The organism is Amycolatopsis sp. NPDC003676 (assembly GCF_053587275.1).
Genome location: NZ_JBSFNS010000005.1, coordinates 184326 through 210060, shown reverse-complemented (window position 1 = coordinate 210060; position 25735 = coordinate 184326). Strand labels below are relative to the sequence as shown.

Below are 25735 nucleotides of genomic sequence, written 5' to 3'. Positions count from 1 at the left end.
TGACCTTATTGGCGCTGGCATGTTTGGCCGCATTGGTGACCGATTCGGACGCCACGAAGTAGACCACTGTCGCCATCTCCGGCGAGGGCTCGTCGCTGTCGCTGACCGCGGCCACCAGCCGAACCCAGCACTTGGTGCTGGGCCGGTCCGGCGACGCCGACCGTTTCGCCACCCTGGCCGACGCCGCCGGGTCGGCGGGCGGGGTACGGGCACTCGCCGACGAGGTGACCCGCTACCACGAGCAAGTCCTTCGACGCGAACTTCATCGAAGAGACCGAGATCAACAGCACGAAGGTCTACCACTTCCAGATGACCGCGCCGGTCACCAGCACCTGGGACGTCGTGCAGTCGCCGACCAACCGGCTGACCCTGCCCGCGTCGAAGTGGGTGAGGGAATCAGATTCCCTCAGGGTTCCCCTCACGTACTTTCCCAGAGGAGTCTCATGAGGAGCAGGGTTTTGGCGAGCGCGGTGGCGCTCGCTGTCACCGCGGCGGCGCTCACGCCGGTCGCGGCTGAGGCGCGTCCGGCCGATCCGCTGGACGCGGTCAACACGTTCATCGGCACGCAAGACGAGGGCAACACTTTCCCCGGTGCGTCCGCGCCGTTCGGCATGGTGCAGTCCAGCCCGATCACGACGCACTACGCGGGATATCTCTACACCGACACCGCGATCCGCGGCTTCGGCCATTTCTTCCTGTCCGGCGCGGGATGCTGGGAACAGGGCGGCCTCGTGTCGATGCTGCCCACCACCGGCGAGATCGGCCCAGGCGCGGCGTTCGACACCAGCAAGCCCGCCACCTTCGACCAAGCCAAGTACGCCGCGCCGTACACGCACGAAGGCGAAGTCGGCAAACCCGGCTACTACAAGGTGCATCTCACCGGCTACGGCGGCATCGACGTCGAAACCACCGCCAGCACGCGCAGCGGCGTCGAGCGGTACTCCTTCGATAAATCCGGACCAGCCAACGTTTTCGTGAACGTCGGGCAGGCCAACGCTAAGGAACCGGTCAGCGGAAGCAGCGTCCGGATCGTCGACGACCACACCATCGCGGGCACCGTCGAATCGCAAGCCTTCTGCGGCGGAAAGCCCTACACCACTTACTTCACCACGAAATTCGACCAGCCCTTCTCTTCCTACGGCACCTGGTCACCAGACGGTGGCACGCCAGGAAGCCGCTCGGCACAAGGCGGTGCGGGCCTGCGCGGCGCGTGGCTGACCTTCCCGAAGGGCGGCCAAGTCACTGCCACCACGTCGATTTCCCAAGTGGACGCTCGCGGCGCGGACGTGAACCTGGCCGCCTCCCGCGTCCGCCCGTTCGATGCCGTCAAGAACGACGTCCAACGTGACTGGCGCCGCGAACTGTCCAGTGTGGACATCGCCGGCGGCACCCCAGATGACCGCACGGTCTTCTACACCTCGCTCTACCACGCCTTCCTGCAACCGCTCACCGCGAACGACGCCGACGGCCGGTACTACGGCTTCGACAAGAAGATCCACCGCGCCATCGGCTGGACGTACTACGACTTCTTCTCCCTGTGGGACACCTACCGCTCGCAGAACCAGCTCCTGGCGCTGCTGAAACCGGACCGGGCCAAGGACATCGCGAAGAGCATCCTCGCCATCCACGACCAAGGCGGCTGGCTCCCGCGCTGGGCGTACGCGAGCCAGGAAACGAACACCATGACTGGAGATCCAGTCACGCCATTCCTGGTCGACCTGTGGCGCTTCGGGGCGTTGAGCGGCGACGAAATGCACGCGTACCAAGCATTGCTGCAGAACTCCCGCGAAATCCCGCCCGCGTCGTCACCGTTCCAAGGCCGTTCCGGCAACGCGAGTTACCAGGCCGACGGATTCGTCCAATACGACCCGAACTTCCCGAAGAAGGGCCAGGACACCGACCCGGCACACGGTGCGTCGGCGACCCTCGAATACGCCCTAGGCGACTGTTCCCTCTCCGTGATGGCCTCCGCGCTCGGCCGGAAACAGGACGCGAAACAGCTGGCGGCCAAGGGCCGGACGTACGCGACGCTGTGGGATCCGTCGGTGACCGACCGCGGCTTCACCGGCTACTTCCGTCCGAAGGTGACCGGCGGCAGCTGGTACACCCCGGCCGACGGCCCGTACAGCCCGCAAGGCCAGGACGGCTTCCACGAGGGCACCGCGTGGCAGTACCAGTGGCTGGTGCAGCAGGACGTGCCCGGCCTGGTCGCGAAGATGGGCGGCGCGGCCAACGCCGGTAAGCGGCTCGACGACTTCTTCGCTTACGACGACCTCGTGAAGGACCCGGCGAAAACCGCGCACGAAAAGTGGGTCGTCGGGCCGTACGACTATTACAAGCAGTTCCGCTACAACCCCAACAACGAGCCCGATCTCCACTCGCCGTGGATGTACACGCTCACCGGACAGCCGTGGAAAACCTCCGCGGTGGTGCGGGCCGCGCACACGCTGTTCACGAACGCCCCCAACGGCGTCACCGGAAACGACGACCTCGGCACCATGTCCGCCTGGTACGTCTTCAGCGCGCTCGGCCTCTACCCGGCCGTCCCAGGCACTGGCAACTTCGTGCTCAACGTGCCGCGGTTCGCCAAGTCCGTGCTGCATCTGCCCAACGGCCGCGACTTCACCATCAACGCGCGCGGCGCCAGCGGGGCGCAACTGCAGTACGTCTCCGGGCTGCGCGTCAACGGCACGGCGTCGGACAAAACGTTCGTCAGCCTGGAACAACTGCGCCGCGGGTCCACTCTGGACTTCTCGCTGACCGGCGACGCGCCGCAGGCCACGTGGGGAACGTCACGCTCCTCCGCGCCGGCTTCTCCTTGTGCCGGTTAGTAACCGCTGAAGGACAGTCGGTGAAGACCGCCTCCCGGATCTTGGGATCGGGAGGCGGTCTTTCCCGTTAACCGGGCATTTCCCGCCTGTTTCCGCCTGCCGTCCGGAATTGGTGCAGACCAATGCGCGGATCGCTCGTGACCAGAGTCACGGGCCCCGGTGTTCCGGTGAAGCCGGTCACGCCTCACACTGGTCTCATACCCGTTCGACAGTGCTGTTGACGCCAGGCGGTTTCCGTCCGCCTTGGACAGTCCGTCGGACGTGTTTTTTGTGTGTGCAGTCAGCACGCACCAGGTGACGCACAGGAGGATGTCGTGTCCAGCAAGGCCGCTCTCGTGTTCCGCGTGGCCGCAGTCGCCGAGGCTCTGTCCTGGCTCGGCTTGCTGATCGGGATGTTTCTCAAGTACGTCGTCGGCGCCTCTAACGAGGGCGGCGTGCCCGTCCTCGGCATGGTGCACGGCGTCGTCTTCGCCCTGTACGTGATCGTCTCCCTGTCCGTGGCGAAGCCGCTGGGCTGGCGGGGCAAGACCCTGGTGCTGGCGCTGCTCGCGAGCATCCCGCCGCTGTTCACCTGGCTGTTCGAGAAGTGGGCGCTGCGCAACGGCAAGCTCGACGGCCCGCAGCGGCTCACCCACGGCGGCGTCGGCCTCTTCGTCCGCGCGCAGGAGCCGGTCAGCGTCTGATCTTCCGATTTTCCCGAAGGGCCCGTGCGAACCGCGCGGGCCCTTCGTGCGTTACGAGGTGAAATCGCCCGCGGATTTGCGGACCTTGGTGAGCAGTTCGGTCAGCTGCTCCACCTGCCGCTCGGTGAGCCCGGTGAGCCCGAAGTCGATGCCGGTGACCGCGGCGGTGGCGGTTTCCCGCAGCGCGCGGCCGTCGTCGGTGATCTCGACGAGCGTGGTGCGCCGGTCGGTGGGATGCGGCACGCGCTTCACGAGCCCGTCGCGCTCGAGCCGGTCCACTATGTTGGTGACGCTGGTGGGATGCAGCTGCAGCCGTTCGCCCATCACCCGCATCGGCAGCCGCGCGTTGCGGGAGAAGGTGAGCAGCACGAGCGCCTCGTAGCGGGCGAAGGTGAGGCCGTGCGGCTTGAGAGCGCCGTCGACCGCCGACTGGATGATCTGCTGCACCCGCATCACACCGGTGACCGCGGCCATGGTTCCGGCCGGGCCGATCCGGTCTTCCCACAGCTGCGCGGCACGGGCGATCGGATCGAACGGCAGCGGACGGTTCATGGCAACCGAAGCTACCAGCGGGTACCCCGGTCGTGGGGGTCGCCCTGCGAGAACAGGGAAGGAAGTCGACATGATCGTCGCGTTCAGCGTGAGCCCCTCGGCGGGAGAGCCGGACGGCGGAGTCAGCGAGGCCGTCTCGCGCGCGGTGAAGGTGGTGCGCGAATCGGGGCTGCCGAACTCGACCAGCTCCATGTTCACCGAGATCGAGGGGGAGTGGGACGAGGTAATGGCCGTGGTGAAGAAGGCGGTGGAGGCCGCGGGAGAGGGCTCGGCGCGCGTCGGGCTGGTGCTGAAGGCCGACATCCGTCCCGGCTACTCCGGACAGCTGGCGGCGAAGGTCGAGCGGGTGGAAGCGCACCTGCGCGAGGACTGAGCTAGGGGATCGGCGGTGTGAACGCGACTGTCCAGCGTCCCTTGGCGCTGGTCACCGCGAGCCGGTAGCTGAACTGCTCGCCCGCGCCGGTCTTCCCGCGTACGACGGCTGCGGTGGGGGAGTGTTCGTCCGGCGAGAGCTGTACGGAGATGTCGCGCGCGTTGCCGTCTTTGAGGACGCCGACGTAGTCCTTGGCGAGATCGTCGCCGCCCGAGCCGGGGACGTCGAAGAGCCCGGCGAGCGCGTCCGCGTCCCGCCCGCTCAGCGCGGCCGTGAGCTCCGTGCGCAACTCCGGCGGGGACGCCGCGCCGGGCGGGTCCTGGTGCGCGACGGTCACCGTGATGCTGGCGACCCACGCCACCGCCACCACGACGGCGGCGGCCACCGTGACGTTGCGCCGGCTCAGCATTCTCGGCCTCCTCGTTGTCCTCGCGGAGAGCATGCCTCAGGGGCGTGCGCATGCCAAAAGCGAACCTCGGGACTGCCGCTGAACTCTCGCGGCGAGGCGTGCCAGGATGGAGGGCGTGACACACCCACGCGGATCTGCAGCGAACTCAGCGGCCATGTCCGCCGCGTTGTCCGGCGCGGTCGACCTGTCCGCGCTCAAGGCACGGGCGGAAGCGACCCGGAACCAGCCGCCTTCGGGCGCGGGGCAGCCGGACGGCGCCCCGGCCCCGTCGTCGGACACGGTGCTCGAAGTCACCGAGGCGACCTTCCAGTCGGTCGTCGAACTCTCGCTCAACCAGCTCGTGGTCGTCGACCTGTGGGCCGGGTTCTCCGAGCAGTGCCAGCAGCTGACCGCCGTGCTGGAGCGGCTGGCCGGCGAGAGCGGCGGCTCCTGGGTGCTCGCGAAGGTCGACGTGGAGGCCAACCCGCGCATCGCGCAGGCGTTCGGCGCGCAGTCGGTCCCGACCGTTGTCGCGATCGCCGGTGGTCAGCCCGTGGACGCCTTCTCCGGCGCACTGCCGGAGCCGGAGATCCGCAAGTGGCTGAACTCCCTGCTCGACGCCCTGCGCGACCGTCTCCCCGGCATCCGCGCCGCCGAAGAGGCCCGCGGCCCGGTCGAGGAGCCGGAAGACCCGCGCTTCACCGAGGCCGAAGACGCTTTCGAGCAGGGCGACTACGCCGCCGCGCAGGCCGCGTACGAACGCATCCTGGACGCCGAACCGGCCAATGAGCTGGCGAAGAACGCCCTGGCGCAGGTCAAGTTCACCGCCCGCGCCGAAGCAGCGGACCCGAGCGCCCGCGAGAAGGCCGAAGCCGACCCGAAGGACATCGACGCCCAGCTCGCGGCCGCCGATCTGGACATCGCCGAGCAAGATGTCGAAGGCGCGTTCCGTCGCCTGGTCGACGTCGTCCGCCGCACCGCGGGCGACGAGCGCAACCGCGTCCGCGAACACCTGGTCGCCCTGTTCGAACTCTTCGACCCGGCCGACGAGCGCGTAGCCAAGGCCCGCCGCGACCTGGCGAGCGCCCTGTTCTGAGCTGACGAAAAAAGGGCCGCACCGGAACGGTGCGGCCCTTTCCGCTGTCAGGGGTACTGCTTCGAGCAGGAAGACGACCCCTCGAGATACCCGCGTCGCAGCGCCTCAACGCGATCGAACCCGCTGTCCGGCCGTTCCCCGTTCACGTTCGCTGACACCAGCCCGTCAGGCCGGAGCAGGTCCGCGATCGCCTCGTCCAGATCCCCGGACGACAGCTTCAGGTTCACCCCGCCCGTCGGGTGGTTCGAGAACGCCGCCCAAGCCCCCACCAGGCACGCAGTCCGCAACCCAGCATTAGGCGTATCGATCGAAGCCCCCACACCCTTCTGCACCCCGATCGCATACCGCGACGCCAACTCGGCAAAGGCAGCGAAGTCGCCAAGCCCGCCCCCGGCCCGGCCGGCCATTTCGGCTTCCTGGTCCACCGGCTCGGCCAGCTTCGCCAACGCCCGCTGATCGAAGTTCACCGTGTTGTCGTTCGGGCAATAAGACGCGGGCGGAGTGCTCGGCCCGCCGGAACAGCTGCCGGACCCGGCCGTGAACCGAGGTCCCTGCACCCCAGCCCCCTTGAACGCCTCGTCGAGGCTGCCCTTCAAATCCGTCACCGTCTGCTCGTCGAACCGGGCGTCGCCCTTCCCCCGGTCCCCGGAATCGAAGGGCCGCTCCGTCAGCCGCTTCTGCACGTTCTGCGCGTTCATCCCCGCGCATTCCTTCGGCCCCTTCTCGAACCCGGCCTGGAACGCATACGTCCGGTCGAACGCCGTGCCGTGCGCCTGCCGATCAGTCGCACTCGTCCCGGCCTGGTCGCGGATGAAGAACATCGCCGCCAGGATCTGGTCCAGCCCTTCGGCGGTCGACACCCGGTAGAACTTGCTCTTGTCCTCGGCGACCCACCGGAAGTACCCGCCGGCGAAGCAGTCCGCCTGCTGTTCCTTCACGACAGTCGGCGTCGACTTCGAAATCCCCGCCGTCGCCCCGAGCCGGTACTGGATCGCGTGGCCGAACTCGTGTGCCAGCACAGTCACCACCGACATCGGCCCGAACCGCTTGCGCAGCATCGGCAGCAGCACGCCGCGGTCCCACGCCACCGAATCGTCGCCCGCGCAGTAGAACGCGTTCACCAGCTGCTTGACGCTGCCGCACGCGGTGTTCTGGGTGTCGCGCTTCGAGTCGTACGACAGCAGCGACTTGACCGGCTCGAACCGCTTGCCGCCGAACTCCGCGGGCAGCGCCTCGGTCCAGTACGCCTGCACGTCCGCGATCGCGGCGGTGGCGAGCTGGTCGTCCTCGCCGCCGCTGGCGTTCTTCACGGGAAGATCCGGCCGCGGCGCGTCGGCGCGCAGCCCGCTCTCGAAATGCGTGACCGGCAGCCCGGCGACGTTCCCGGCGCCCGGCGTCGCCGGAGGAGTCTTGTCCCCGCACGCGGCTGTCCCCAGCACGGTCGCCGCGACCAGCGCGACCAGCGCGTACCGGCGTCCCCCTCGGCTCATGTTCCCTCGTTCCACTTCCGCGTCCGACAACGAACCGGGACATTACTGACCCGGATGGCGGGGCGCGCGGACAATCCCCGAAGTGGGGTGCGAGCGCGCGCGAAGCGGGCCGGATATCGTCGCTGACCATGCGTGCAGTCCGCCGGTTCACCGTCCGCGCCAGCCTGCCCGAGCCGCTCGCCGGGCTCGGTGCCCTCGCGACCAACCTTCGCTGGACCTGGCATCCGCCGACGCGCGACCTGTTCGCCTCGATGGACGCCGAGCTGTTCAACCAGATCCGCGACCCGCTGCGCATGCTCACCGCGCTGCCGCCGGAGCGGCTCGAGGAACTGGCGAAGGACGAGGACTTCCTGAGCCGCACCCGCGAGGCCGCGGCCGGGCTGGAGCGCTACCTGAGCGAACCGCGCTGGTACCAGCGGCGCAGCGACGACGGCCTGCCGAGCGCGGTCGCGTACTTCTCGATGGAGTTCGGGGTCACCGAGGCGCTGCCGAACTACTCCGGCGGACTCGGCGTGCTCGCCGGCGATCACCTCAAGGCGGCCTCGGACCTCGGCGTGCCGATGGTCGGCGTCGGCCTGCTCTACCGGTCCGGCTACTTCCGCCAGGGCCTGTCGCTCGACGGCTGGCAGGTCGAGCACTACCCGGTGATCGACCCGAACGCGTTCCCGCTGGAGCTGGTCACCGAGGACGGCCGCCCGGTGCTCGTCGAGGTCGCCATGCCGGGCGGACGCGACCTGCGCGCGCAGATGTGGCGGGCGCGCGTCGGCCGGATCCCGCTGCTGTTGCTCGACACCGACATCGAGGCCAACGACGAGGACCTCCGCTCGGTCACCGACCGGCTGTACGGCGGCGACGCCGACCACCGGATCCGCCAGGAGATCCTGGCCGGCATCGGCGGGTTCCGCGCGGTGCGGAAGTTCTGCGAGCTGACCGGGCATCCGCAGCCGAAGGTGTTCCACACCAACGAGGGCCACGCCGGATTCCTCGGGCTGGAGCGCGCTCGCGAGATCATCCAGTCCGACGGGCTCGCCTTCGACGAGGCGCTGCCCGCGGTCCGCGCCGGGACGGTGTTCACCACGCACACGCCGGTCAGCGCGGGCATCGACCGCTTCCCGGTCGACCTGGTGCAGCGCTACTTCTCCGATGGCAGGCTCGTCCCGGACGTCGACGTGCGCCGCGTGCTGCAACTCGGCGCGGAGGACAACCCCGGTCTGTTCAACATGGCGCACATGGGACTGCGTCTGGCACAACGTGCAAATGGCGTCTCCGAGCTGCACGGCCGCGTCACTCGCCGGATGTTTTCCCGGCTGTGGCCCGGTTTCGACGACGCCGAGGTGCCGATCGCGTCCATCACCAACGGCGTGCACGGGCCGACCTGGGTGGCGCGCGAGCTGAGCGCGCTGCTCGGCGGCAACCACGAGGAGTTCGGCCACGAAGGCCGCACGCCGGACAGTTCGCTGCGCGACGGCGTCAGCGACCAGCAGCTGTGGGAACTGCGCCGGGAACTGCGGGGAAAGCTCGTCGGCGAGGTCCGGCGGCGGGTGCGGGCGGCGTGGATGCAGCGCGGCGCGTCCGCGCTGGAACTCGGCTGGACTGACCGCGTCTTCGACCCGGACGTGCTGACCGTCGGCTTCGCCCGCCGCGTCCCGACGTACAAACGGCTCACGCTGATGCTGCGCGACCCGGACCGGCTGCGTGCGCTGCTGCTGGACGAGAAGCGGCCGATCCAGATCGTGATCGGCGGCAAATCGCATCCCGCCGACGAGAACGGCAAACAGCTGATCCAGCAGATCGTGCGCTTCGTCGACGATCCCGCGGTGCGCCACCGCATCGTCTTCCTGCCGGACTACGACATGTCGATGGCCCGCTACCTCTACCGCGGCTGCGACGTGTGGCTGAACAACCCGGTGCGGACGCTGGAGGCCTGCGGCACGTCCGGGATGAAGTCGGCGCTCAACGGCGGCCTGAACCTGTCCATCAAGGACGGCTGGTGGGACGAGTGCTACGACGGCTCCAACGGCTGGGCCATCCCCACCGCGGACGGCGTCACCGACCCGCTCCGCCGCGACGACCTCGAAGCCGCCGCGTTGTACGACCTGCTCGGCCAGCAGATCGCGCCGCTCTACTACGACACCGGCGCGGACGGCGTGCCGACCGGCTGGCTCGCGATGGTCTGGCACACCTTGGAAACGCTGGGCCCACGCGTGCAGGCGTCGCGCATGGTGCGCGAGTACGTGGACTCCGGCTACCTGCCCGCGTCGCGCATGGTCGCCGCCGCCACCGACAACGGCCACCAGGGCGCGCTTTCACTGGCCGACTACCGGACCAAACTGGAAGTCGCGTGGCCGCGCGTGCGGATCTTCGACGCCGAACTCCAATACGACCACACTGGACGCCTCGTGGTGGGCGCCGAGGTCACCATCCGCGCCCGGATCGACCTCGCCGGGCTCGAACCGTCCGAAGTGGACATCCAAGCCGTGGTGGGCCAGGTCGGCGACGGGGACGAACTCGCGGATTCGGTGCAGGTCCCGATGGAGCCGGACGGCATCGGCGCGTTCGCCGCGACCCTGCGGCTGCCGCGCGCGGGCTCGGTCGGCTACACGGTGCGGGTGCTGCCGAAGCACCCGCTGCTGGCCAGCCCGGCGGAGCTGGCGCGTGTCGTGCTCGCCTGAACAGCGCGCCCCAATGCCACATTGGGTGCATCTAACGCACCCAATGTGGCATTGGGTGCATCAGACGCACCGAACGCCACATTGGGTGCGCGGGATGCACCCAACGCCACATTGGGGCGCGCGCAACGGCTCACGGAACCGCGGGCGACCCGCCCTTCTGCACCGGCAACCCAGCCGCCGCCCAAGCCCGGAACCCGCCCGCCAAATCCGTCGCCTTCACCAACCCCAGCCGCTGCAAATCAGCAGCCGCCAAGCTAGACGCGTATCCCTCGTTGCACACCACCACCGCGACGGTCTCCGCCGAAACCCCCGGCAGCCGCCACTCGCTGTCCGGAGCCAGCCGCCACTCCAGGTGGATCCGCTCGACCACCACCGACCCGGGAATCTCGCCCTCGGCGACCCGGTTGGCGTACGGCCGGATGTCGACGATCAGCGCGCCGTCGGCCTGCAGGTCCGCGGCGCGCGCCGGGTCCGCCCGGTCCAGCGAGGACCGGGCGTCGGCGAGAAAGCCGTCAAGCGTGGTCATGACCGCACAATGGCAGGCAGCGGCGGGATCTCGTTCGGCACGTCCGCGAGGCTCGTGTACTCGCGGGTCGGCACCAGCGGCGGCGAGTAGGCGTGCACGCTGGCCGCCGGTTCCTCGCCGACGCCGAGCACCTGGTGCGCGCGCCCGGCCCCGAAGCCGATGCCCTGCCCGGCGGTGTGCGTGCGGCGGCGCACCGGGCCGCCGGGGTAGCGGTACTCCTCGCCGAGTTCGCCCTGCAGCACGGTGAACGAACCCGACGCGCCGCCGTGGTCGTGCGGCTTCGTGTGCTGGCCGGGCAGCCACGACAGCAGCCACAGCTCGACGCCGTCGGTCAGCGCCAGCCGCGCCCACCAGCGCTGGTCCTCGTCGAAGCGCAGGACGTCGCGCAGGCTGGTGGTCAGTTCGGTGGTGACCGTGCGGGTCAGGTCGGCCAGCTCGCGCGGCGTCCACAGCAGCCGCGACGGGTGCAGCAGTTCGGGCAGCAGCGGATCGGTCAGCTGGGGGTGGATTTCGACTTCCGGACGGACGATGGACGTGGTCAACGCGGGTGCTCCTGGAATGAGTCGGAAGGTGCCGGGCACGAGGCGACGCGGCACGCCGACGAGGATCAGCGTGCGTGCCGCGCCCGGCTACACCCGCTGGAAGCCACCAGGAGAAGGTCGATCGCGCGACGGCGCCAGAACACGGGGCGCGCGGAAGCGAACATGGCGTGGATGCTGCCACAGCCGCGTGATCACGGCCTGTTGTCCCATCCGCTGGACACCCGGCGCAGCGGGGCTTGTGGTCCGTGAGGGGAACCCTGAGGGAATCAGAGTCCCTCAGGGTTCCCCTCACGGCCGTGAAGCTGCGGTCAGCGAGGCTCGAGTTCCAGGCTTGGGCTCTTACCCCGGGCGGGTGCGCGCCCGTGCCCGGGCGACCGCCACAATGGGCTCGTGAGCGAGCCGATCCTGCCCAGCGATCCTGACGACCTCGTCGTGCGGATGTCCGGTGTCGGCGTCCGCCGTACCGGAAACGACCTCCTCGCGGCCCTCGACTGGGCGGTCGAGCTGGACGAGCGATGGGTGGTGCTCGGCCCGAACGGCGCGGGCAAGACCACCCTGCTGCGCCTGGCCGCCGCCGAACTGCACCCCACCTCCGGCGAAGTCGACCTGCTCGGCGACCGCATCGGCAAGGTGAACATCTTCGACCTGCGCCCGCGCATCGGCTTCACCTCCGCCGCGATCGCCCAGCGCGTGCCCGGCGACGAGCGCGTCGCCGACGTCGTGGTCAGCGCCGGGTACGCGGTGATGGGCCGCTGGCGCGAGCAGTACGACCGGATGGACCTCGACCGGGCGACCGAACTGCTCGGCACGCTCGGCATCGCGCACCTGGCCGAGCGCACCTTCGGCACGCTGAGCGAGGGCGAGCGCAAACGCGTGCTGATCGCCCGCTCGCTGATGACCGACCCGGAGCTGCTGCTGCTCGACGAGCCCGCCGCGGGCCTCGACCTCGGCGGCCGCGAGGACCTCGTGGCCCGGCTCTCGGTGCTCGCGATGGACCCGGACGCGCCGGCGATGGTGCTGGTCACCCACCACGTCGAGGAGATCCCGCCCGGCTTCACCCACGCGCTGCTGCTGCGCGAGGGCCGCGCCGTGGTGTCCGGGCTGGTCGACGACGTGATCACCAGCGAGAACCTGTCCAAGACGTTCGACCAGGACCTGGTGCTGGAGCGCTCGGGCGAGCGGTTCTTCGCCCGCCGCAGGTAAGTTGTCCCTACCGGCCGGTAGCCTGCAAGCGCCGCGTAAACGCCGTTAACGAGGAGGAGTCGCGTGGGAGAGTTCGTAACCCTGGAGGTCGAGGGCGGGGTCGGCACGATCCGGCTGGACCGGCCGCCGGTCAACGCGCTGAACAACCAGGTGCAGGCCGAGCTCGCCGAGGCCGCGCGCGAGGCGTCCGACCGCGACGACGTGCGCGCGGTGATCCTCTACGGCGGCGAGAAGACCTTCGCCGGCGGCGCGGACATCAAGGAGATGGCCTCCCGCACTTACCCGGAGATCGCGAAGTTCGGCGCCGAGCTGACCGCGTCGCTCGCCCGGGTCGCGAACATCCCGAAGCCGGTCGTCTGCGCGATCACCGGCTACGCCCTCGGCGGCGGACTCGAACTGGCGCTGACCGCGGACTGGCGCGTGGCGGGCGACAACGTGAAGGTCGGCCAGCCGGAGATCCAGCTCGGCATCATCCCCGGCGCGGGCGGCACGCAGCGGCTGACCCGGCTGATCGGCCCGAGCAAGGCCAAGGACCTGATCTTCACCGGCCGCTTCGTGAAGGCCGAAGAAGCGCTCAAGCTGGGCATCGTCGACGAGGTCGTGGCCCCGGACGACGTGTACGCCGCCGCGCACAAGTGGGCCTCGCAGTTCGCGAACGGCCCGGCGATGGCGCTGCGCGCGGCCAAGACGGCGATCGACTCCGGTCTCGACGTCGACCTGGCCACCGGCCTGAAGATCGAAACGCAGCTGTTCACCGCGCTGTGGGCGACCGAGGACCAGCGCAACGGCATGCAGTCGTTCATCGACAACGGCCCCGGCAAAGCCAGTTTCGAGGGGAAGTGACTTCCGTGTCCGACCCGGCGCCGAATCCGCACGCGACCGAAGACGAGGTCAAGGCGGCCTACGCCGACCCGAAGCTCGCGAACGTCCTCTACCACGACTGGGAAGCCGGGACGTACGACGAGAAGTGGTCCATTTCCTACGACGAGCGCTGCATCTCCTACGCCACTGACGTGTTCAACGCGGTGGCGGGCGAGGACGGCCAGCCGTACCAGCACGCGATGGAACTGGGCAGCGGCACCGGGTTCTTCCTGCTGAACCTGATGCAGGGCGGCGTCGCGAAGAAGGGTTCGGTCACCGACCTGTCGCCGGGCATGGTGCAGGTCGCGCTGCGCAACGCCGAGGGACTCGGTCTCGACGTCGACGGCCGGGTCGCCGACGCGGAGCGGATCCCCTACGACGACAACACGTTCGACCTCGTGGTCGGGCACGCGGTGCTGCACCACATCCCGGACGTGCGCCAGGCGTTCGGCGAGGTGCTGCGCGTGCTCAAGCCGGGCGGGCGGTTCGTGTTCGCGGGCGAGCCGACGAAAATCGGCGACCGCTACGCCCGCCGACTCGGCCAGTTCACCTGGTACCTCACCACGAACATCACCAAGCTGCCCGCGCTGAGTGGCTGGCGGCGTCCGCAGTCCGAATTGGACGAATCCTCGCGGGCGGCGGCGCTGGAGGCTGTGGTCGACATCCACACCTTCGACCCGTCGGAGCTGGAAGCGATGGCGCGCGGGGCCGGTGCGCAGGACGTCCGCGCGGTCACCGAGGAGTTCTCGGCGGCGCTGGCCGGATGGCCGATCCGCACGTTCGAGGCCGCGGTGCCGCAGGAGAAGCTCACCGTGCGCTGGCGGCTGTTCGCCTACCACCTGTGGCTGCGGCTGTCCGCTTTGGACAAGAAGCTGCTGTCGAAGGTGCTGCCGCGCGAGCTGTTCTACAACGTGATGATCACCGGGACCAAGCGGCCGTCCTGAATTGCCCTACAGTTTCACGCTCGACGACGTCGCCTTCCTGCGCTCCGGCGCGGGACGGGCGGCGCTCGCCGAGTGCTCTACTTTGGACGCTTCGCGGATCGCGGACGTCACCACGGCTCGCCGCCTGGTCGGGGCGCACGCTTCGCCGGTGCTGGAAACCGTTGCGCTGCGGCGTAAATCGGTTCTGAAGCTGGCTTCTTCCGCCGAGTGGTTGTTCACTGCCGACGCCTTGCAGCAGGCGAGCGCTACTCCGGTGGCTCGGCATCGGGCTTCCCGGCTGGCTGGCCTCGCCGTGCATGACGTCACGTGCTCGGTAGGCGCGGACCTGGTTGAACTGTCTCGGGTCGCTTCAGTGGCGATGGGGTCCGATGTGGACCCGGTGCGGCTGGAAATGGCCCGACACAACGCTTCTGTCGCCGGAGTTTCGCCGCTCGTCGCGCGGGCCGACGCCTTGCAGCCGGTTTCCCGGGGCACCGCTGTGGTCGCCGATCCCGCCCGCCGCGACTCCGCGGGCCGCCGTGTGTGGCGTCCGGCGGACTTCCTGCCGCCGCTGGACGAGCTCGTGGCCGCCTATCCCGGCCGGGTCCTGTCGGTGAAATGCGCGCCCGGCATGGATTTTTCCATCGCACCCTGGGCGGACGAGGTGGAACTCGTATCGCTCGACGGTCAAGTCCGCGAGGCCTGCCTGTGGCGAGGGCTTTCGTCGGGTGTCACGCGTCGGGCGACGGTGTTGCGTTCGGACGGTACACAGTGGACTCTCACTGACGCGGAACCGGACGACATTCCGGTGCGGGCAGTGGGGAAGTGGCTGGTGGACCCCGACGGCGCTGTCGTGCGCGCCGGACTCGTGCGGCATTACGCGGCGCGGCATGGGTTGTGGCAGCTGGACGAACGCATCGCCTACCTCACCGGCGACACGCCACCGCCAGGCGTGCGTGCCTTCCGAGTGCTGGAACAGTTGCCGTACCGCGAAAAACCGCTCGGACAGGTGTTGAAAAAGCTCGACGTCGGACGGCTGGAAATCCTCGTCCGCGGCCTCGACGTGGACCCGGACGCCTTGCGTCGCAAGCTGAAACCGCGTGGTCACGAAGAGTCCACTGTGGTGCTTACGCGAATCGGCCGGTCGCCGGTGGCGTTCGTGTGCCGGGCCGAACGCATCCCAACGGAGGGTTTTCAAGCCGGGTAACGCGGCGTAAGTTCTGCGGGTTGGCGAATTATCACTGGAGGGTCGCTGTGTCTCGTTTTCCCGCTCTCGTCAAACTCGCTGCCGCCGCGGCCGTCGGCGCCACCGTCGCAGGAGGTGCCACCGCTCTCGCCGGGTCGGACGCCGTCACCGCCGCGCACGGCCGGGAGCCGGCGAACATCGGCCAGGTGAAGAACGACGTCAAGGCGTACTACGGCGACTGGCTCGACGCGTCCGGCAAGCACCACTACTCCGAAACCAGCCGGTTCGTCACGGACACCAAGCGCGTGGTCGCCGACGCGAAGCGGTACCTGCAGCAGAAGCTGGGGAAGGTGAAGAACCCGGCGATCGTGCTCGACGTGGACGACACGTCCGAGATCACCTACGGCTGGGAAGCCGACAACGACTTCGGCTTCGACCCGGTGAAACAGCAGAAAGCCATCGACGACGGCACTTTCGAGGCCAACAAGCCGGTGCTGGAACTGACGAAGTGGGCCGCCGAACGCGGCGTGCAGGTGTACTTCCTGACCGGCCGCAACGACAAGCAGGGCCCGCAGTCGCTGAAGAACCTCGCGAACGAGGGCTACCCGACGCCGACCGGCGCGTACTTCAAGCCGAAGACCACCGCGCCGGACTACCTGCCGTGCGGGCTGAACTGCAACACCGTGCAGTACAAGTCGGGCACTCGCGCGCACATCCAGTCGACCGGCGCGCACATCGTGCTCAACCTCGGCGACCAGTTCAGCGACCTCGAGGGCGGTTACGCCGACCACCCGGTGAAGCTGCCGAACCCGATGTACTACCTGCCCTGAGCCGGTACCGGAGTCAGCCCGGGTCCCGCGCCGGGCCCGGGCTGCTCCGTTTTCGTCAGCCGGAGTACCCGGCGAAGATCCTCGAGAATTCGTACGGCTGCTGGGAAATGTTGGTGCACCGGTACAGCGCGCCGGTGCACGCGTTCGCGTCCCGGCCGAGTTCCCAGAACGACAGCATTCCCAGGTGGACACTTTGCGCGAAGCTCACGACCGCGCTGGCGTCCTTCTGGTAGAAGATCTCGTTCTGCGAATCGTTGACGCCCAGCATCGGCGTCAGGCCGACCTTCTGCCAAGCGTCCGCATCGGACAGTCCGAGCGCCGTTTTCAGCTGGCCCTGCGTGGATTGCGCCGCCTGGATCGCCTTGGCTCCTTGGTCGCCGGCACCCTGGTAGTAGTCCATCGCCATGACGTTCACCAGGTCGAGATTGACGCCCGCGTCCCGCGCCGAGGTCACGACGTTCAGCCCGTCCGACGTGAGCCCGGTGGGAAGCACCGGCAGCGTCAGCGAAATCTTGAGCCCAGGATTGTCGTCCTGCACCTTTTTCAGCGCTTCGGAACGAAGTTTGATCGAACCGGGGTCGGCGACCGCCGCGCCCTCGATGTCGACGTCGATGTACTTGAGGTCGTAGGCCTTGATCACCGCCTCGTACTCGCCGACGAGCGAATTGACGTCACCGCACGCCTGCGCGAGCTCGACGCCGGACGCGCCGCCAAAGGAGACTTTGACATCTCCGCCAGCCGCGCGGATCTTGGCGATTTCGTCGGACTGCCAGCCCTGCCGGGGATCGTAAGCAGCGAACCAGCTGGCCTTGCACGCGGCTCCGGTGACGAAGCCGAGAGTGAAACTCTTGATGCCGCTCTGCTCGGACATCGACGACAACACGGGCGACGGCCACGCACCCATGTCCACATAGGGCGCGAGCGCGATCGACGAGTCGCTCGCCGCAGCCGCGGTGCCCGGCGGGACCGCGAGTCCGGCTACGGCCAGCAGCCCGCCGAGCGCGGCCGCCAGTTTCCGGGGGGAGGACAGACGCATGGGTGGAACCTCCACGGTGAGGACCGAGGGGTGGAAAACCCCTGTCCAAAAGGTATAGACCAATAACTCCGCGGAGGCCATGGGCCATTAGTATGCCGATCCGTCCCGCTGAGCGGGATTCAGCGGGGTGCGGCGGGCCGGAACCGCAGGTCGACCGCGAGCGCGGGATCCCCGTCGTGCACCCGGTCCCACCGGACCGGTTTCCCGCCCGGATTGTCGAACAACCGGATGCCGGACCCGAGCATCACCGGCATGAGATGCACGAGGAACTCGTCGACAATCCCCAGCTCAACGCACTGTCGCGCGATATCCTGGCTGTGCAGCTCAAGATCTTTCCCACCAGCCGCCGCGAGCCCGGTCTCGACGGCCTCCCGGACGTCGCAGCCGAGAAACGTCACCCCGTCCTCGGCCGGCGCGTCCTCCGGATGATGGGTAAGCACGAAAACCGGCCCGCTCCACGCCCCGCCGTACGGCTGCTTGGCGACCTCCCCGGGCGTCCGTGCGGCGAGTGCGTCAAACCCGCGCCGCCCGCCCAAAATCGCCCCGACCCGCGCGATGGATTCTTCGTGCACCCCCGGCGTGACGCGCACCCCCGACATCCAGTCCATCGCATGCCCGTCCGCGGCGACAAACCCGTCCAGCGACATCGCGACGTGCCACAACACCTTGCCCATGGGGCCTCCTCGTTCTTCCGATACGAGGTAGACCGGGGGAGCGGCGAAAACTCATCGGTCCTCGAGATTGTCCGAGCAGATGCTCAACAGGTCAGCCAGCCGCCGCCGCTCGGATTCCGGCATCCCGGCCAGCATCCGCTCCTCGACGTCGTCGACCACCCGATGCGCTTCTTTCAACCGAGCCTCGCCGGTCGTGGTGAGCCGCACCGGCCGCGCCCGCCCCGTCGACGCTTCCTCGGCGACCGCGACCAGTCCAACCGTCTTCAACCCGGTCAGCACGTCCCGCAACGACTGCCGCGTCACAAAACACTGCCGCGCCACCTCGGCCGACGAGGCCCCCGGGTTCTCCGCGAGCGCCGCCAGCGCCGCGTACTGCGCCATCGACAACCCGATCGGCCGCAGCAGTTCGTCGGACGCCTGCCGGAACGCCTGCTGCACCCGCTTCACGAGATACCCCGGCCGTCGCGTCGCCTCTTGACCCATGACAGGAACCTTACACACAATGGTGCTCGCCAGTCGCGGTCAAGGAGGAGCCATGACGACCATCAGCACCGACGCCGGCGTCGCCACCCTGGTGAACGTCTTCACCGTCGAGCCGGAGAAACAGCAGTCCTTGGTCGAGGTCCTGACGACGGCGACGGAGGAGGTCATGCGCCGCCGTCCCGGCTTTGTCTCCGCGAACATCCACGCGAGCACCGACGGCACCCGCGTGGTGAATTACGCGCAATGGGCCAGCGCCGAGGATTTCCAAGCCATGCTTGCCGACCCGGAATGCCGCGAGCACATGGCCGCCGCGGTGGCTTTGGCCAAGAGCGACCCGCATCTGTACACAGTGGAGTCTGTGCACCACGCCTGATCCGGGGCGTGGTGCACATGCCGGATCGGGCGTTTGCCGGAGCCCGCGTTCCGCCAGCCCGGACGGCTCCAGCCCGACCGGACCGGAGCCGCCAAGCCGGTCACCTCTTCCGAGCCACCAGCACCGTGTCCCGGACCACCGTCTCGGCCCCGACCGCCGCCCGCTCCCGAACCTCCGCGGTCACCGAAGCCCAAGACTGGTCCAACGTCTCGGCCACTTCCTCAGCCGTGAACATCATGTCCGGCATGTGCGGCCGCCCGGCGTGCAAGTCGGCTGGGTCGTGCCCCACCACCAGCAACGTCCCGCCTGGCGCCACCGCGTCCGCGAGCCGCGCGAACGCCACCGTCCGAGCCGCCGACGGCACGTGCAGGAAATGCGTCGTCACCAGGTCGAACTTCGACTCCGGCACCCACTCGCCCAAGTCCGCGGCGACCCACGTGATCCGCTCGCCCACGCCGAGTTTCGCCGCCTGCGCGCGCCCGCGTTCGATGGCCGTCGTGGAGAAGTCGACCGCCGTCACGCGCCAGCCCTGCTGTGCGAGCCAGATCGCGTCGCCGCCCTCGCCGCAGCCCGCGTCCAGCGCGTGGCCCGGCTCCAGGCCGGAAGCCTCGGTCACGAGCTGATCGTTCGGCCGTCCGCTCCACATCTCGTCCCGCGAGCGATACCGCTCCTCCCAGGAACCGCGATCGAACGGCGGATGCTCGTTGGCCCGCGAGACCTCCCGCTCCATCTCGTGCGAGAACGGCATTTCCCGCTGCCTCACGGCTTCCGCGGCCTCCTCCTCGACCAGATCGCCGTTGATCGCCGCACCGGCCATCAACCCCGCCGCGGCCGAAACCACGACCTGCGCCCGCATGTCCGTGACGTTCCCCGCCACCCACAAACCAGGCACGGACGTCCGGCCCGTCGCGTCCGCGGGAACCTTCGTGCCGATCACGAAACCGTTGAACTCCACCGGTTCCGGCTCGATCCCGAGCGGCGCGAGAAAGTCCGCGCGCGTCCTCGCCGGCGCCGCGACGGCCAGCGCCTCACGCGCGACGACCTCGCCCGATTCGAGCCGCACTCCGGTCAGCTGGTCGTCCTCGGTCTCGATCGCGGCGACCACCCCGTCCACGATCCGGATCCCGCGCGCCAGCAGCGGCGCCTCCTCGAAATCCCCGTGCGTGTGCCGGAAAACGACGACGTCGTCGGTCAGCTGCCGCCACATCAGCGCCTGATGCACGGTCATCGGACCGGTCGACAGCACGCCGATCGCCCGGTCGCGCACCTCCCAGCCGTGGCAGTACGGGCAGTGCAGCACGTCCCGGCCCCACCGCTTCGCCAGCCCGGCGACCTCAGGAAGCTCGTCGACGAGACCGGTCGCGACCAGCAGCCGCCGCGCGTGCGTGCGGCGTCCGTCGGCCAGCGAAATCTCGAACCCCTTGTCCCCGTTGGCAATCGACGTCACCGTCTGCGCGACCAGCTCGCCGCCGTACCCGGCCAGTTCCGCGCGGCCGAGCGAAAGCAACTCGGCGGGCGGCGTGCTTTCGCGGCCGAGGTAGTTGTGCACGTGCCCGGCCGGCGCGTTGCGCGGCTCGCCGGAATCCACGACCAGCACCGACCGCCGCGACCGCGCGAGCGCCACCGCGCCGCTGAGCCCGGCCGCACCGCCGCCGACCACCACCACGTCGTACTTCTCGTCCACTGGATCCTCCTGTAGTCCCCTTGCCCCGGACTATCCGGAGAACGCGCCGACTTGACAAAGTTCTTTGCCGAAGTGGCAAATTGAACGGCATGAGCGAAGACGACCAGGACCTCGGCGAGGTCCTGCACGCGGTCGGCCCGAGGCTGCGCGCCCTGCGCAAGCAGCGCAACGCGACCCTGACCGGCCTCGCGGAGACGACCGGGATCTCGGTGAGCACGCTGTCGCGGCTCGAAGCCGGCCAGCGCAAACCGACCCTGGAGCTGCTGCTCGCCCTGGCCCGCGCCTACCAGGTCCCGCTCGACGAACTGGTCGGCGCGCCCCCGACCGGCGATCCGCGCCTGCACCCGAAACCGTTCGTCCGGCACGGCCGCACCTACCTGCCGCTCACCCGGCGTCCGGGCGGCCTGCGCGCCTACAAGATGATCCTGCCGCCGGAGCCCTCGGCCGAGCCTCCGGACCAGCGGGTCCACGAGGGGTACGAGTGGATGTACGTCCTGTCCGGACGGTTGCGCCTGATGCTCGGCGAGCACGACGTCGTCCTTCGGCCGGGCGAGGTCGCGGAGTTCGACACGCACGTTCCGCACTGGTTCGGCAACGCGGGCACCGAGCCCTGCGAGGTCCTAGCCCTTTTCGGTCCGCAAGGGGAGCGCTTCCACGTCCGTGCGCGGCCTGCCTCTTGACGCATACCCATATCGGCATATGATTGTCCGCATGGCACGGGCAGCGACCACCGCGGACGTCTTCAACGCCGTCGCCGAACCACGGCGCCGGGAAATCCTGGACGTCCTCGCCGACGGCGAACGTCCGGTGAACGACCTCGTCCGCGTGCTGGGCCTGGGGCAGCCGCAGGTGTCGAAGCATCTGCGGGTACTGCGCGAGGTCGGCGCGGTCGAGGCGCGAGACGAGGGCAGGCAACGGCTTTACCGGCTGAACGCCCGCGCTCTCAAGCCGATCCACGACTGGGTGCGCCGCTACGAACGTTCCTGGGAGGAACGGTTCGAGTCGCTGGACGCCGTGCTGGAAGAAATGGGCTCGAACGAGGAGGACGACCATGACCGACACGACGACCGGCACGGCGAAGGTGACGCTGCCCGCTGACGACCAGATCCTGATCACCCGGGATTTCGCCGCTCCGCGGCAGCACGTCTACCGTGCCTGGACCACGCCGGACCTGGTGAAACGCTGGTGGGCGGGCAAACGAGGCACCGTGACGTCCGTGGACATCGACCTGCGAGTCGGCGGCCAATGGCGCTACGTGCTGCTCGCGAACGGCAACTTCGAGGTCGCCTTCCACGGCGAATACCGGGAGATAGTCCCCGAGGAACGGCTGGTCCACACCGAGGTCTACGAAACGCCGGGAGCGTACGACGTGGAGGCCCCCGTCGTCACGGTGACTTTCGCCGAATCGGGCGACCGCACCACAGTGACGATGCTGACCGAAACGCACACCAAGGAACTGCGCGACACCATTCTGGAATCCGGCATGGAAGTCGGAATGCAGGAGTCGATGGACGCGCTGGAAGAGGTCGCGGTTTCGCTGCGGTGAACCGGCTTTCCAGGGTGCCCTGGACTGCGTGATTCAGCCGTAGGAGTAGAATCCCTCGCCGGTCTTGATCCCGAGCTTCCCCGCGTCGACATACGTGCGCAGCAGGTCCCGGGGTCCGGCCGGGAGGTGCGGATTCTCGTCCGCGTAATGGTTTTCGATGTCCAGCACCACGTCCAGGCCGACCTGGTCCATCATCTGGAACGGCCCGTACGGCAGATGCCAGTTGATTTTGAACATCCCGTCCACGTCCTCGGGCCGGGCGACGCCCTCCGCGACGACCGCCAGCGATTCCCGTTTGATCGCCGCCCACACACGGTTGAAAATGAACCCGACGCTTTCCTTTCGCGCCTCGAACGGATGAATGCCGAATTCCGGCAACACCCCGAGCAGCGTGTCGAGCACAGTCCGGCCGGTTTCGCCGTCGGACATGAGGTCGACCGCGTTCGCCGTCGGCGGCATGTAGAAGTGGATGTTGCACAGCCGCGATTTGTCGCGCACCTTCTCGGCCATCATCCGCGACGGGTACGACGACGAGTTCGTGGCGAAAATGGTGTCGGCGGGCGCGGCTTCGTCGATTTGGCCCCACAGCGGGATTTTGATGTCCAGCCGCTCCGGTACCGCCTCGACGACGAGCCACGCGTCGCGCAGGGCGTCCTCGATCGACGCGGCGTCCTCCACCTGGCCGACCTCGCCGCTGCCGCGCTTTTCGAGCAGGACGGGCAACGCCTCCGCCACGTACTCCGCGGCCGCCGCGACCTGGTCGGCGCTCGGGTCGCTGATCCGCACGGTTCCACCGCGCGAGGCGAACATCAGCGCGATGCGCCTGCCCAGCGTCCCGGCACCGAACACGGTGACCGGCCGGTCGCGGATCTGGTCGAATGTGTACGCGTACGGCATGGCGGGCTCACCTTTCGATCTTGAGCCAAGAAGACCACCCGTCCTCGCCCGCCGCAATTCCGCGGCCACTGGTGGGGGACCGGCTGCGTAGAATGCGGCGGTGGTCGATGTTCGCGAGGTTCGCCGTCTCTGTTACGGCTTCGCCCGCCGCACCGGCGGAACCCTCGTCGAATTCCGCGTCCCGGACGGCACGCCGAACTTCTGGCAAGCCGTCATCGAGTATCCCGACCGCACGCTCTCGGTCGTCGCCGCCAACGACGCGCCGGTGCTCGCGCTCGCCCGGCCTCGCTCGCTCGACTTCGCGCCGTCCCGGGAATGGGGCCCGCTGGAATTCGTCGACGAGCCGGAACTGGCCGCCGTGCTGGCGGAAACGGAGCAGTTCCAGGTGCTCACGCCAGCCGACCTCGGACGTTCCTTCAAGCCCGAAGACTGGCCGCACCTCACCCGGTCCGACCTCGCGTACTGGAAACCGGCGACGGTCGGCGAGGCTTTGTTCAATTACTGGGACTGACCTCCCGGACTCCGGACAGCGGGAAGGTGCCGCCGCCGGAAATCGTGACGGAGCCGGTGAACACGTCCCGGTCGACCGTGCCGGTCACGCTCACCTCGAAGCGCGCCGGATCAGTCACCAGTGCGGTGAAAGCGATTTCCGGGCCGTCGACCGTTCCGGACACGATGGGGACCGTGACCTTCAGCTGAGAGTCGAAAATGGAACCGGACACCGCTCCGCCGTCGGTCGCGAGGTCGAGAAGGAGGTCCTTGCTTCCGGCCGGGTGGACGAACGTGACCTTCCAGGCACCGTCCGGGCCAGTTTTCCCACTGGCGGTCCGGGAAACCTGCTCCGGCTGCGCCACCGGAACCGGAGCTTCGCCGAGCGCGGGTTGTCCAGGCTTCGCCGGAACGCCCGCGGAATTCAGAAACCCCGCCATCATCCGGTAATAGCCGACAAGAAACAGGATCTCGATGATCTCGGCATGATCCCGGGTCGCCGCGAGAGCCGCCCAGGTTTCGTCGGACACAAAGACATTCGCGCACAGCTCATCGACGGCCCGCAGCACCGCGCCGTCCTCGGGCGACCAGTTGGCGTCCGGGTCGGCGAGCGCCGTGATCTCCGCTTCGGTCGCACCACCGCCGAGCGCCGCCGGCGCGTGATTGGCCCATTCGTACGGCGCGTCGCACCGGAGCGCGACGCGGAGGATCGCCAGCTCGCGGATCCGCGGATGCAGTTTCCCTTGGCTCAAAAGGAAAGCGCCCAATTTCCCGGACGCCTCCATCACCTCCGGCGCACGGGCAAGGACCTGAATTACGGTGTCCGCCCCGAGTTTCGCCAGCTTCTGCTGCTCAGGATCCATCTCCTCGAATTCGAGCGGCGGGATACGGGGAATCGTCGCGTGCGGCATGTCAGTTTCCTTCCGCGGGCAGGCGATCGAGTGCCGCCTGCGCTTCGTTGAGGCTGAGCTGGGGATGCGAGTGGATGTCGATCAGCGCACGGGCGAGGAGGTTGTCGCCCGCCGGGCTGAGGATGTCGACGCCGGCCGCGCGGGAAATGTGCTGGTGCAGCACGGTGATCGACAACGCCATCGCCGCGCCGATCGCAGCGCGCACCTTGGGTTCGACCGTCGGCGGATCCGGCCGTCGACGATCAGCGGCAATGAGCCGTTCGGCACCGGCTTCGACCATCGCGTCGAACAACGGCGCGGCCCCGCCTTCGACCAGCGCCCGGACGAGATAATCCCGGTACGGCCCGACCGCGATTCGCGCCGCCGCAACGGGATTCGCCGCGCCGCTGGAGTTCGTCAGGTCGGCCGGAACCTGGTCGTTGAGCTGACGGAGAAGCTTCGCCAAGTGCGCGTCACACGCCTCGCGGAGCTCCTGCTTGAACCCGAAGTGATGCCGCACCAACCCCAACGAGACGCCCGCTTCCACGGCGATACCCCGGATCGTGGCGCGCTCGAACCCGTGCTCCCCGAAGTGCCGCATCGCCGCGTCGCGAATCCGAGCGCGCGCGGTGAGGTCCTCGGGGTCGGTCATGACGCCGTCGCTATACGCATGAACAGTAGGCTATACCCACGTATAGCCCTCGCGCCAGGACGCGCCCCGTTGTCTCCGCGTCTGTGCAGGTCAGAACTGCTTCTCGCCACCGTCGACGTAAATGTTCGCGCCGAGAATGAAGCTGCTCTGCTCGGAGGCAAGGAACAACACAGCGTCAGCAACCTCGCGCGGCGTCCCCATCCGCCCGAGCGGAACTCGAGCCGCGAAACTCGCCCGTGCCGCATCGACCTTGTCCGCGCCGACCGCCTTCTCGAGCACCGGCGTGTCGATGGTCCCGGGCGAAACCACATTGACCCTGATGCCGCGCCCCTTCAGCTCGTTGGCCCAAGTCCGGGCGTAGGAGCGAAGCGCGGCCTTGGACGCCGAATACGTCCCGAACGCTTCAAGGCCGTCATCAGCCCGGACCGACGAATTCAGGATGACGGACGCACCTTTGTTAAGCAGCGGCAACGCTTTCTGCACGGTAAAAAGCGTGCCGCGAACGTTGGCGCCGAAGACCTGATCGAAGTGCTCCGGGGTCGTCTCCGCCAAGCTCGCGAACGACCCCGCCGCCGCGTTGGCGAACACGACGTCGAGCCCCTTGCCCCGAGCGCGAACCGCCTCGTAAAGCCGATCCAGGTCAGCCAGGTCCGCGATGTCCCCCGGCACCGCAGTCGCCGCCCCGATGGTCTTCACCGCCGCGTCCAGCGCGTCCCGATTCCGCCCGGTGATGAAGACATGCGCCCCCTCCTCCGCGAACCTCTCGGCCGCGGCCAACCCGATCCCGCTGCTGCCACCGGTGACGACTGCCGTCTTGCCCTCAAGCTGCCCCATGTGCTGACCTCCCGCTATTTC

General features: G+C 68.7%; 29 protein-coding genes. 16 read left to right on the top strand and 13 right to left on the bottom strand.

Going from position 1 to position 25735, the window contains the following annotated elements; all coding sequences use genetic code 11:
* Positions 1 to 264: 264 nt before the first annotated feature.
* The 3 genes from ACWDNU_RS05245 (at position 265) to ACWDNU_RS05235 (ending at position 3514) form a co-directional block, all read left to right on the top strand.
* Positions 265 to 447 (top strand): hypothetical protein, encoded by a 183-nt coding sequence (locus ACWDNU_RS05245; protein WP_449667842.1) that lies wholly within the window; start codon positions 265 to 267, stop codon positions 445 to 447.
* Positions 444 to 2831 (top strand): GH92 family glycosyl hydrolase, encoded by a 2388-nt coding sequence (locus ACWDNU_RS05240; protein ID WP_449667836.1) that lies wholly within the window; start codon positions 444 to 446, stop codon positions 2829 to 2831. The genes ACWDNU_RS05245 and ACWDNU_RS05240 overlap by 4 nt, the downstream gene beginning before the upstream one ends.
* Before the next feature lie 314 nt (positions 2832 to 3145).
* Positions 3146 to 3514, top strand: a complete 369-nt coding sequence (locus tag ACWDNU_RS05235; RefSeq protein ID WP_370939728.1) for a DUF3817 domain-containing protein — start codon at positions 3146 to 3148, stop codon at positions 3512 to 3514.
* A gap of 51 nt (positions 3515 to 3565) precedes the next feature.
* On the opposite strand, the gene ACWDNU_RS05230 is transcribed toward ACWDNU_RS05235, so the two are convergent.
* Entirely contained in the window at positions 3566 to 4066 is a 501-nt protein-coding gene (locus ACWDNU_RS05230; protein ID WP_370939727.1) for a MarR family winged helix-turn-helix transcriptional regulator, read from the bottom strand.
* Between the two features lie 70 nt (positions 4067 to 4136).
* Between ACWDNU_RS05230 and ACWDNU_RS05225 the strand changes: the two genes are divergently transcribed.
* The gene (locus ACWDNU_RS05225) at positions 4137 to 4439 is read left to right on the top strand and encodes a thiamine-binding protein (protein WP_344269774.1); all 303 of its coding nucleotides are present in this window, start codon (positions 4137 to 4139) and stop codon (positions 4437 to 4439) included.
* Position 4440: 1 nt separating this feature from the next.
* On the opposite strand, the gene ACWDNU_RS05220 is transcribed toward ACWDNU_RS05225, so the two are convergent.
* Entirely contained in the window at positions 4441 to 4848 is a 408-nt protein-coding gene (locus tag ACWDNU_RS05220) for a hypothetical protein (protein WP_370939726.1), read from the bottom strand.
* Positions 4849 to 5002: 154 nt separating this feature from the next.
* Between ACWDNU_RS05220 and ACWDNU_RS05215 the strand changes: the two genes are divergently transcribed.
* Positions 5003 to 5923: a tetratricopeptide repeat protein gene (locus tag ACWDNU_RS05215; RefSeq protein WP_370939725.1), complete on the top strand. Its 921-nt coding sequence runs from the start codon at positions 5003 to 5005 to the stop codon at positions 5921 to 5923.
* A 47-nt stretch (positions 5924 to 5970) separates the two neighbouring features.
* Here ACWDNU_RS05215 and ACWDNU_RS05210 read toward each other — a convergent pair whose 3' ends face one another.
* Positions 5971 to 7413 carry a neutral zinc metallopeptidase gene (locus ACWDNU_RS05210; protein ID WP_449667835.1) on the bottom strand — a complete coding sequence of 481 codons (1443 nt, stop codon included), beginning with the start codon at positions 7411 to 7413 and terminating at the stop codon, positions 5971 to 5973.
* Between the two features lie 128 nt (positions 7414 to 7541).
* Between ACWDNU_RS05210 and glgP the strand changes: the two genes are divergently transcribed.
* A complete protein-coding gene (gene glgP / locus ACWDNU_RS05205; RefSeq protein WP_449667834.1) occupies positions 7542 to 10085 on the top strand; it encodes an alpha-glucan family phosphorylase in 2544 nt (847 codons plus the stop codon).
* Between the two features lie 130 nt (positions 10086 to 10215).
* Here the strand turns inward: glgP and ACWDNU_RS05200 are convergent, their stop codons facing one another.
* The gene (locus ACWDNU_RS05200; protein ID WP_449667833.1) at positions 10216 to 10611 is read right to left on the bottom strand and encodes a rhodanese-like domain-containing protein; all 396 of its coding nucleotides are present in this window, start codon (positions 10609 to 10611) and stop codon (positions 10216 to 10218) included.
* Positions 10608 to 11153, bottom strand: a complete 546-nt coding sequence (locus tag ACWDNU_RS05195; protein ID WP_370939720.1) for a cysteine dioxygenase — start codon at positions 11151 to 11153, stop codon at positions 10608 to 10610. The genes ACWDNU_RS05200 and ACWDNU_RS05195 overlap by 4 nt, the downstream gene beginning before the upstream one ends.
* 390 nt (positions 11154 to 11543) lie before the next feature.
* Here ACWDNU_RS05195 and ACWDNU_RS05190 point away from each other — a divergent pair, with 390 nt between their 5' ends.
* From ACWDNU_RS05190 to ACWDNU_RS05170, 5 genes are all read left to right on the top strand, one after another.
* Positions 11544 to 12356 carry an ABC transporter ATP-binding protein gene (locus ACWDNU_RS05190; RefSeq protein ID WP_370939719.1) on the top strand — a complete coding sequence of 271 codons (813 nt, stop codon included), beginning with the start codon at positions 11544 to 11546 and terminating at the stop codon, positions 12354 to 12356.
* Between the two features lie 63 nt (positions 12357 to 12419).
* The gene (locus ACWDNU_RS05185) at positions 12420 to 13199 is read left to right on the top strand and encodes an enoyl-CoA hydratase/isomerase family protein (protein WP_116198840.1); all 780 of its coding nucleotides are present in this window, start codon (positions 12420 to 12422) and stop codon (positions 13197 to 13199) included.
* The gene (locus ACWDNU_RS05180; RefSeq protein WP_370939717.1) at positions 13196 to 14161 is read left to right on the top strand and encodes a class I SAM-dependent methyltransferase; all 966 of its coding nucleotides are present in this window, start codon (positions 13196 to 13198) and stop codon (positions 14159 to 14161) included. The genes ACWDNU_RS05185 and ACWDNU_RS05180 overlap by 4 nt, the downstream gene beginning before the upstream one ends.
* Before the next feature lies 1 nt (position 14162).
* Positions 14163 to 15347: a THUMP-like domain-containing protein gene (locus ACWDNU_RS05175; protein ID WP_449667832.1), complete on the top strand. Its 1185-nt coding sequence runs from the start codon at positions 14163 to 14165 to the stop codon at positions 15345 to 15347.
* A gap of 47 nt (positions 15348 to 15394) precedes the next feature.
* Positions 15395 to 16156: an HAD family acid phosphatase gene (locus tag ACWDNU_RS05170; protein ID WP_370939715.1), complete on the top strand. Its 762-nt coding sequence runs from the start codon at positions 15395 to 15397 to the stop codon at positions 16154 to 16156.
* Positions 16157 to 16211: 55 nt separating this feature from the next.
* Here ACWDNU_RS05170 and ACWDNU_RS05165 read toward each other — a convergent pair whose 3' ends face one another.
* The 3 genes from ACWDNU_RS05165 to ACWDNU_RS05155 form a co-directional block, all read right to left on the bottom strand.
* Positions 16212 to 17192, bottom strand: coding sequence for a chitinase (locus ACWDNU_RS05165; protein WP_449667831.1), 981 nt, complete (start codon positions 17190 to 17192; stop codon positions 16212 to 16214).
* 119 nt (positions 17193 to 17311) lie between these two features.
* Positions 17312 to 17866 carry a dihydrofolate reductase family protein gene (locus ACWDNU_RS05160; protein ID WP_449667830.1) on the bottom strand — a complete coding sequence of 185 codons (555 nt, stop codon included), beginning with the start codon at positions 17864 to 17866 and terminating at the stop codon, positions 17312 to 17314.
* A 51-nt stretch (positions 17867 to 17917) separates the two neighbouring features.
* Positions 17918 to 18349 (bottom strand): MarR family winged helix-turn-helix transcriptional regulator, encoded by a 432-nt coding sequence (locus tag ACWDNU_RS05155; protein ID WP_449667829.1) that lies wholly within the window; start codon positions 18347 to 18349, stop codon positions 17918 to 17920.
* Between the two features lie 52 nt (positions 18350 to 18401).
* On the opposite strand from ACWDNU_RS05155, the gene ACWDNU_RS05150 reads away from it, so the two are divergent.
* Positions 18402 to 18722: a putative quinol monooxygenase gene (locus tag ACWDNU_RS05150; protein ID WP_449667828.1), complete on the top strand. Its 321-nt coding sequence runs from the start codon at positions 18402 to 18404 to the stop codon at positions 18720 to 18722.
* A gap of 100 nt (positions 18723 to 18822) precedes the next feature.
* Here the strand turns inward: ACWDNU_RS05150 and ACWDNU_RS05145 are convergent, their stop codons facing one another.
* On the bottom strand, positions 18823 to 20406 hold the full coding sequence (locus ACWDNU_RS05145) for an FAD-dependent oxidoreductase (protein ID WP_449667827.1): 1584 nt from the start codon (positions 20404 to 20406) through the stop codon (positions 18823 to 18825).
* An 89-nt stretch (positions 20407 to 20495) separates the two neighbouring features.
* On the opposite strand from ACWDNU_RS05145, the gene ACWDNU_RS05140 reads away from it, so the two are divergent.
* From ACWDNU_RS05140 to ACWDNU_RS05130, 3 genes are read left to right on the top strand one after another with little or no spacing between them, the layout of a single operon-like run.
* A complete protein-coding gene (locus ACWDNU_RS05140) occupies positions 20496 to 21086 on the top strand; it encodes a helix-turn-helix domain-containing protein (protein WP_370939711.1) in 591 nt (196 codons plus the stop codon).
* Positions 21087 to 21117: 31 nt separating this feature from the next.
* A complete protein-coding gene (locus tag ACWDNU_RS05135; RefSeq protein WP_449667826.1) occupies positions 21118 to 21504 on the top strand; it encodes an ArsR/SmtB family transcription factor in 387 nt (128 codons plus the stop codon).
* Positions 21458 to 21952 carry an SRPBCC family protein gene (locus ACWDNU_RS05130; RefSeq protein ID WP_370939707.1) on the top strand — a complete coding sequence of 165 codons (495 nt, stop codon included), beginning with the start codon at positions 21458 to 21460 and terminating at the stop codon, positions 21950 to 21952. The genes ACWDNU_RS05135 and ACWDNU_RS05130 overlap by 47 nt, the downstream gene beginning before the upstream one ends.
* A 33-nt stretch (positions 21953 to 21985) precedes the next feature.
* Here the strand turns inward: ACWDNU_RS05130 and ACWDNU_RS05125 are convergent, their stop codons facing one another.
* Positions 21986 to 22849, bottom strand: a complete 864-nt coding sequence (locus ACWDNU_RS05125; RefSeq protein ID WP_449667825.1) for a 3-hydroxyacyl-CoA dehydrogenase family protein — start codon at positions 22847 to 22849, stop codon at positions 21986 to 21988.
* Between the two features lie 100 nt (positions 22850 to 22949).
* Here ACWDNU_RS05125 and ACWDNU_RS05120 point away from each other — a divergent pair, with 100 nt between their 5' ends.
* A complete protein-coding gene (locus tag ACWDNU_RS05120; RefSeq protein ID WP_449667824.1) occupies positions 22950 to 23360 on the top strand; it encodes a hypothetical protein in 411 nt (136 codons plus the stop codon).
* Here the strand turns inward: ACWDNU_RS05120 and ACWDNU_RS05115 are convergent.
* The 3 genes from ACWDNU_RS05115 to ACWDNU_RS05105 all read right to left on the bottom strand — a co-directional run bounded on the left by ACWDNU_RS05115 (position 23344) and on the right by ACWDNU_RS05105 (position 25714).
* Positions 23344 to 24249, bottom strand: a complete 906-nt coding sequence (locus ACWDNU_RS05115) for a carboxymuconolactone decarboxylase family protein (protein ID WP_449667823.1) — start codon at positions 24247 to 24249, stop codon at positions 23344 to 23346. The genes ACWDNU_RS05120 and ACWDNU_RS05115 overlap by 17 nt on opposite strands.
* Position 24250: 1 nt before the next feature.
* A complete protein-coding gene (locus ACWDNU_RS05110) occupies positions 24251 to 24880 on the bottom strand; it encodes a TetR/AcrR family transcriptional regulator (RefSeq protein WP_449667822.1) in 630 nt (209 codons plus the stop codon).
* Positions 24881 to 24970: 90 nt separating this feature from the next.
* Entirely contained in the window at positions 24971 to 25714 is a 744-nt protein-coding gene (locus ACWDNU_RS05105) for an SDR family oxidoreductase (RefSeq protein ID WP_449667821.1), read from the bottom strand.
* Positions 25715 to 25735 lie beyond the last annotated feature (21 nt).